Raw genomic sequence first — 6305 nt, 5'->3', positions numbered from 1 at the left:
TATCTCGTTTATTACCAACAGATAATCCAGCTATGATCAATATCATTTGGAATCGTACACAAATCGTATTTAATTTTGAATCTATTTATATTATTTCTCGCTTAATCGAAGGCACATATCCTGAATATGAAAAGGTAATTCCTTCTCAATTCGATTCTAGCGCTGTAATCGATCGCCGTGAATTTGCTGGTGCTGTTGATCGCGTATCCTTGTTGGCTAAAGACATCAGTTATAACGTAATTCGTTATGATTGGTCTGAAAGCAATGTCACATTGTCTACTCAAAATTATACGCACTTGATAAAATTTTTTACAATACTATTAATATTATTTTATAAAAACTATTGACTTATTTAACCCACTTTTGATAAACTATTGCATCAATTTTACCGCAAAGGAAACACAGATGGATCAAAATTCCCTCCTATATAAGGTGCTTAATTGCCTGTCCAATTCGCAAAGCATATTTGTAAATTGCATAAGGTTTGCAATTTTCGTCGTCATGATCTGGATAGGCGGCCTAAAAGTCGTGCAGTATGAGGCGGACGGCATCGTGCCCTTCGTCACGAACAGCCCGTTTTTCAGCTATCTGATGAAAAATAAAGACGTGGTCGATAACGGCAAGGGCAAAATGGTCGCGGAGTATAATCTGCACAAAAACCCCGAAGGCTTGGTCGTGCCGGATAATATCAAATGGCATAAATCAAACGGCACCTATACGGCTTCTTACATTATCGGCGCGACGATTTGCTCGATCGGCATCTTGATGCTGCTTGGCATATGGTTCCCAAAAATTGGCGTCGTAGGCGGACTTTTGACCTTCGGTATGGCTATCGTTACGCTATCGTTTTTGATAACGACGCCCGAAACCTGGGTGCCGAATTTGGGCAATCCCGCCCTCGGCATAACAGAGAGCCCGAACCACGGCTTCCCGTATCTCTCTGGCGCGGGCAGGCTGGTGATAAAGGATCTGATAATGATGTGCGGCGGTTTGATAGCGGCTGCGGATGCGGCTAAAAGATGGCTACAAAGTCTTTCGAAGTAAATTATAAAGCTAAAATTCTACCTCGCGGCGGGCGCAGGGCTAAATTTTACCGCCACGAGCGCTAAATTTAACGCTCCTGTAGTTTTGCCTGCAAGCTTAAAATACGTACGTAGCATAAATTTTCCCGTTGTGTTTCGCGGCGCGCTACCACTAGATTTGATCTGCGGTTTAATTTCTTTGGAGCAAAAGAGCTTAATTGCGGCCGTCTTTCTAAATTCTCCGATTTGCTCCTCGCAGCGTCTTGATTGAGGCGATATGGCCCGTGCTTTTAGATGCGGGCCGTGCAAGCTTTGTAAATGTGGATTTTAAGTGATGCTCGCAATTTTGCAGTCAGATATGGATAGAGGTAGTCGGCGTCGAAGGATGCGCTGAAATTTGCACCGATAGGCACGTATAGAGGTCGATAAAGCTAGAAATTAAATGCCCGCTCGGTCAAAGCCGGTCGAGCTAGTTTAGAGAGCCGCATACCGATAGGGCTTCCAAAAAGTTTAAAAGCCGGAGGCAAATGAGCAATTGAGTATCACTCTACGCAGATATTTGGAAGGCACGACCAAAGCGACAAATTTAAAGAGAGAACCTACTTTTTTATTATAAAATTTAGCTCAAATTTAAGGCTAAATTTTTACGCGCTTCCTAATTTTTCTCGATTAATTTCCTCTCGATAAAGCTTAAAATTTCATCCGCGCTTATGCTCTGCCGCTTTAGGCCTGCGCGAGTGATGAACTCGACGCTTCCCTCCGCTAGGGCTTTGCCCACGAGCACGGCGTACGGAAAGCCCATCAACTCGAAGTCGTTCATCTTTACGCCGAAGCGCTCCGCGCGATCGTCCAGTAGTACGCGGATACCGCGCTCGCGGCACTGCTCGTATAATTTTTCGGCAAATTCTACCGCAGCGGCGTCTTTGTGATTTGAGATGATGATCTCAAGCTCGAAAGGCGCCAGCTCGCGCGGCCACACGCAGCCTCTCTCGTCGTGACTGCTTTCGATCGCCACCGCGATAAGGCGGCTTGCACCGATGCCGTAGCAGCCCATCAAAAACGGCTGTGCCTTGCCGTTTGCATCCAAAAATCGCGCCCCCATCGGCTCTGAATAGCGCGTGCCGAGCTGAAAGATATGACCCACCTCGATGCCTTTTGTGATGCCAAGCTCGCCGCCGCAGTACGGACACGCGTCGCCTTCGCCCACGGCGGCGAGATCCGCAAAGCGCGATTCGTTAAAATTTATCACGCTAGCGCCCACGTAGTGGTAATCCGGCTCGTTCGCGCCCGCGATCATCTCGCGCGCTCCTTTTAGCTCGGCATCGATGTAAAATTTAGCTCCCTCGTCGAGCCCGAAAGGTCCGCAAAAGCCCGCCGTAAAGCCTGCTCGCGCGATCTCCTCCTCGCTAGCATCGACTAGCTCAAGCGCGCCGCAGGCGTTTTGCGCCTTGGTCTCTTGCAGCTCGTCGCAGCCGCGGATAAAAAACGCTACGATCTCGCTGCGATCCTCGTATAGCGCTTTTTTGATCACCGCTTTGATGGTGTAGAATTTATCCACTTTAAAAAATTCCGCGACCGCGTCGATAGTTTTCATTGCGGGCGTTTTAAATTTCATCATGCCGTCGGTCTCAGGCGCAGCGGTGTTCGTGGTTTTGGGCGCACGGCGCGCAGCCTCGATATTTGCGGCGTAGTCGCAGCGCTTGCACACGACGATATCGTCCTCGCCGTTGTCCGCTAGCACCATAAACTCCTTGCTTCCGCTGCCGCCGATCGCGCCGCTGTCCGCATCGACCGCTCTAAAATTTAATCCAAGTCGCGTAAAAATCCGCGAGTACGCCTGCCTCATCACCTCAAACTCGCGCTTCATATCCGCAGCGTCTGCGTGGAAGCTATAAGCGTCCTTCATTGTAAACTCGCGTCCGCGCAGAAGCCCGAAGCGAGGGCGCGCCTCGTCGCGGAATTTCGTATTGATCTGATAGATATTTAGCGGCAGCTGCTTGTAGCTCGTGATCTTATCCGCTACCATCAAAACCGCCGCTTCCTCATTGGTAGGGCTTAGCACGAAGTCGTTATCCTTGCGATCTTTGAAGCGCAACAGCTCCTTGCCGTATTTGGCGTAGCGGCCGCTTTTTTTCCATGCATCCGCGGACGTCACGACGCTAAAAGAGACCTCCTGCGCGCCCGCAGCGTCCATCTCCTGCCTAATGACGGCGCAGATCCGCTCTAGTACTATCTTTCCTAGCGGCAAAAAATTATAAAGCCCGCTGCCTAGCTGCTCGATAAATCCCGCGCGGATCAAAAGCGCGTGGCTAGGTAATACCGCGTCTCTGGGGGCCTCTTTTAGGCTGGGAGCGAAAAGCTTACTAAATTTCATTTTGTTTGTCCTTTTTCTCGTTTTCTTGATTTAAAAATTTTTCGTAGTTTTCTTGCAGTCCAAAAATTTCTACTAGCGCGTTTACCGTGCTGTCAGCATCGTCCGCTTCGCCGAGGTTTTTCAAATTTACCGTCGGAACGTGCAGAAACGCTTTAAAAACCTGATGGATCAGCTTGCGCGCTTCCTCCGCATCGCTATGCTTTAGATAACCCTTTTTAAGCGCCTTGGCTAGCTCTAGCTCGGCTACTTGTTTCGCGCTTTGACGCAAAGCCTTGATGATCGGCGTGGATGCCGCCGCCCTCAGCCATTTGAAAAACTCATTCGTGCATTTTGCCACGATCGAGTAAGCGATCTGCGCCTGCTCCTCGCGAAGCAGCAAATTTTTCTTTACGATCTCCTCCAGATCATCGACGCTGTAAACTTCAATATCCTCGCTCTGGCTAAGCTCCACGTCGCGCGGCACGGCGATATCGAAAAAATATCGTTTAAAGCTTTTGGGCTCTAACAAGCTATCGGTAATGATCGGCTCTTGCGAGCCCGTAGCGCTGAAAAATAGGCTATTTACGTTTAGATATTTTTTGAGATTATCAAGGCTATCGATTTTAATACGGGATTGTACCTGCGCGGAGGAATTTGCGCAGGCGGTGGAATTTTTATCGTCCTTGGGATTTTCGCTTGCTATGCGAGATTCATTGCTGTCTGCAAAAGTCTCTTTATTAAAATTTACGCCGTCTTTAGAATTTTGTTTTTGCGTGGGATTTTCACCCGCGAAATTCGCGACATTTCCGGAATTTAAGCCGTCTGAATTCTTGCCTGTGCCGGGATTTTCATCCGCGCAATTTTTCGTATCCAAGGAATTCTCGCTAAGTAGCGAGGCGGCTAGCCTCTGCGCGCCGGCTAAATTTCGGTTCAAGATCGTGATATTAGCGCCGTTTGCGAGCAGATGTTTGCACGCTAGCTCGCTCATCTCTCCCGCGCCCACTACCACGGCGTCCGCGCCCTGCAAGGAGCCTAACTTTTCCTTTGCCATCGCCACGGCGACGCTTGAGACGGAGATCGGGTTTTTTGAAATTTCAGTCTGGTTGCGGATACGCGCCGCGCACTTTAGCGCTTCGTCTATAGCTGCGGCGATGGCGGTGTTTGCGTAGGCATTTTGTTTGGCAAATTTAAAGGCGTCTTTGAGCTGGCCTACGATTTGCGTTTCGCCCACTACGAGGCTGTCAAGAGAGGCTGCGACGGCGAAAAGGTGGTGTATCGCGCCGTAATCCTCGTAAATATCGGCACGCTCGGCTAGCTCGTCGTAGCTCACGCCGCTAATGCGCGAAAGTGCCAAAAGCACGAACTTTTGCGCTTCATCAAAGTCGCTTACGACGGTAAAAATTTCTACTCTGTTGCAGGTGCTTAGTACCAAGCACTCCTCTATCGCGGAGTTTGAAGCTAAAAGGCGCAAAATTTCTTTCTTGCGCACATCGTTTGAAAACGAAAGTTTCTCGCGCACCGTGATGTCCGTGTTTTTGTGGGTGAAGCTCACGCTCATATACGCCATCAAAACTCCCTATCTATCATATCTCGCACGATTTGCTCCAGCTTGTCGTTTTTAAATTCCGCCACGGCTTCGAGCGCCTTTTGCCCGTAGGCGCGAGCTTCGTTTATACAGCGCTCGATGATGCCGTGCTCGCTAAGCTTTGTCTTGATCCATGAAATTTCGCTCTGGCAAAGCTGCTTTTTAAAAAACGATTTTAGCTTTTGCCGCTGCGCATCATCTAAATTTTCGTATAAATAGATGTAGGGCAGGGTGGTTTTGCCCTCCGCAAAATCGCTCAGGCTCGGCTTGCCTAGCGTTGCGGAGCTTTGCGTGACGTCTAAGATGTCGTCGATGATCTGAAAGGCAAGCCCAAGGTTTTTGCCGTATTCGCCGAATTTTGCGCTCGCGCTTGAAATTTCATTATGATCTTTCGCGGCGCTTGGAATTTCGATCTTGTTTTTTGCGCAGCTCATATCTGAAATTTCGTCGCAATTTTCCGCGTCGCCGAATTTTAAAAATGCCCCGCAGCGCGCGACCTCTTCGATCAAGGCGGAGGTTTTTAGATAGATCATTTGCAGATATTTGCTCGCATCGTCGTTGAAATCGTCGCTTAAGCTTACGTCCATCAGCTCGCCCACGGCCAGCTTCGTGACGGCGCCCGAAAGCGCGGCGGCGATGCGGCTTTCAAATTTAGAAAGCTCAAAGTATGCCTTGGAATAGAGTATGTCGCCCAGCATCACGGCGTTTTTGGAGCCGTAAGTGGCGTTGATCGAAGGTTTGCCGCGGCGCACCGAGCTTTCGTCGATGACGTCGTCGTGCAGCAGGCTCGCAGCTTGAATGAGCTCGATGATCGCGCACAGATGCAGCGATTTTTCATCTTTTTGCGCGATGTTTAGCAGTAGCTTGGAGCGCAGTTTTTTGCCGGGGCTTAGCCTATCAAACATCTCGTTAGCGGGCTCGTAGCCGCAGTCTGCGATGAAGTTTTTCATAATTAAATCGATTTGATCTAGCATTATTCGTTGTTGCTTAGGATATTTCCGCTCATTTGCAAAAATTTGTCGTTTAGCTCGTCTTGTAGATCTTGCTGTGCGATGAAGCTTTCGATCTCGCGCTCGCTAATGCCGCGCGTTTGGCAGAGCCGCTCACAGGCGATTAGGCGGATTAGAGCTTCTTCGATTTCGTTTTGCACTAAAGTAGGGCTTGCAGCGGATAAAATTTCAAAAAATTTCTCTCTTGGGCTGCCTTCAAAAATATCCATTTACCTTCCTTAAAATTTCGCGATTATAGCAAATGTAAAATTTAATTTAGGTTAGGGCGCGGCAAACTATCGGTGCTGCATAAACTTCCCGAGTTGAAGGTCGTGGTGGCGGCGGCTCGTGCGTTT

At 49.0% G+C, this 6305-nt stretch carries 5 protein-coding genes and 1 pseudogene; 2 read left to right on the top strand and 4 right to left on the bottom strand.

Annotation, left to right across the window (positions count from 1 at the left end; all coding sequences use genetic code 11):
- Both Q0372_RS06535 and Q0372_RS06530 read left to right on the top strand, forming a co-directional pair.
- Window positions 1–347, top strand: a pseudogene (locus Q0372_RS06535) (hypothetical protein); the annotation flags it as partial.
- A gap of 58 nt (window positions 348–405) precedes the next feature.
- Window positions 406–1044, top strand: a complete 639-nt coding sequence (locus tag Q0372_RS06530) for a DUF417 family protein (protein WP_177387426.1) — start codon at window positions 406–408, stop codon at window positions 1042–1044.
- A 633-nt stretch (window positions 1045–1677) separates the two neighbouring features.
- On the opposite strand, the gene Q0372_RS06525 is transcribed toward Q0372_RS06530, so the two are convergent.
- The 4 genes from Q0372_RS06525 to Q0372_RS06510 are packed head-to-tail and all read right to left on the bottom strand — an operon-like array spanning window position 1678 to window position 6179.
- Complete coding sequence (locus Q0372_RS06525; RefSeq protein WP_298104013.1) at window positions 1678–3396, bottom strand: proline--tRNA ligase; 1719 nt, start codon at window positions 3394–3396, stop codon at window positions 1678–1680.
- Window positions 3386–4942, bottom strand: a complete 1557-nt coding sequence (hemA, locus tag Q0372_RS06520) for a glutamyl-tRNA reductase (RefSeq protein ID WP_298104010.1) — start codon at window positions 4940–4942, stop codon at window positions 3386–3388. The genes Q0372_RS06525 and hemA overlap by 11 nt, the downstream gene beginning before the upstream one ends.
- On the bottom strand, window positions 4942–5934 hold the full coding sequence (locus tag Q0372_RS06515) for a polyprenyl synthetase family protein (RefSeq protein WP_298104007.1): 993 nt from the start codon (window positions 5932–5934) through the stop codon (window positions 4942–4944). Before Q0372_RS06515 ends, hemA begins: the two co-directional genes overlap by 1 nt.
- A complete protein-coding gene (locus Q0372_RS06510) occupies window positions 5934–6179 on the bottom strand; it encodes a DUF2018 family protein (RefSeq protein ID WP_298104004.1) in 246 nt (81 codons plus the stop codon). The genes Q0372_RS06515 and Q0372_RS06510 overlap by 1 nt, the downstream gene beginning before the upstream one ends.
- Between the last annotated feature and the right edge of the window lie 126 nt (window positions 6180–6305).

The organism is uncultured Campylobacter sp., from assembly GCF_937997405.1.
Taxonomy (GTDB): domain Bacteria; phylum Campylobacterota; class Campylobacteria; order Campylobacterales; family Campylobacteraceae; genus Campylobacter_B.
Note: the sequence above shows the minus strand (reverse complement) of the source record. Positions and strands in the feature narration are given on the sequence as shown.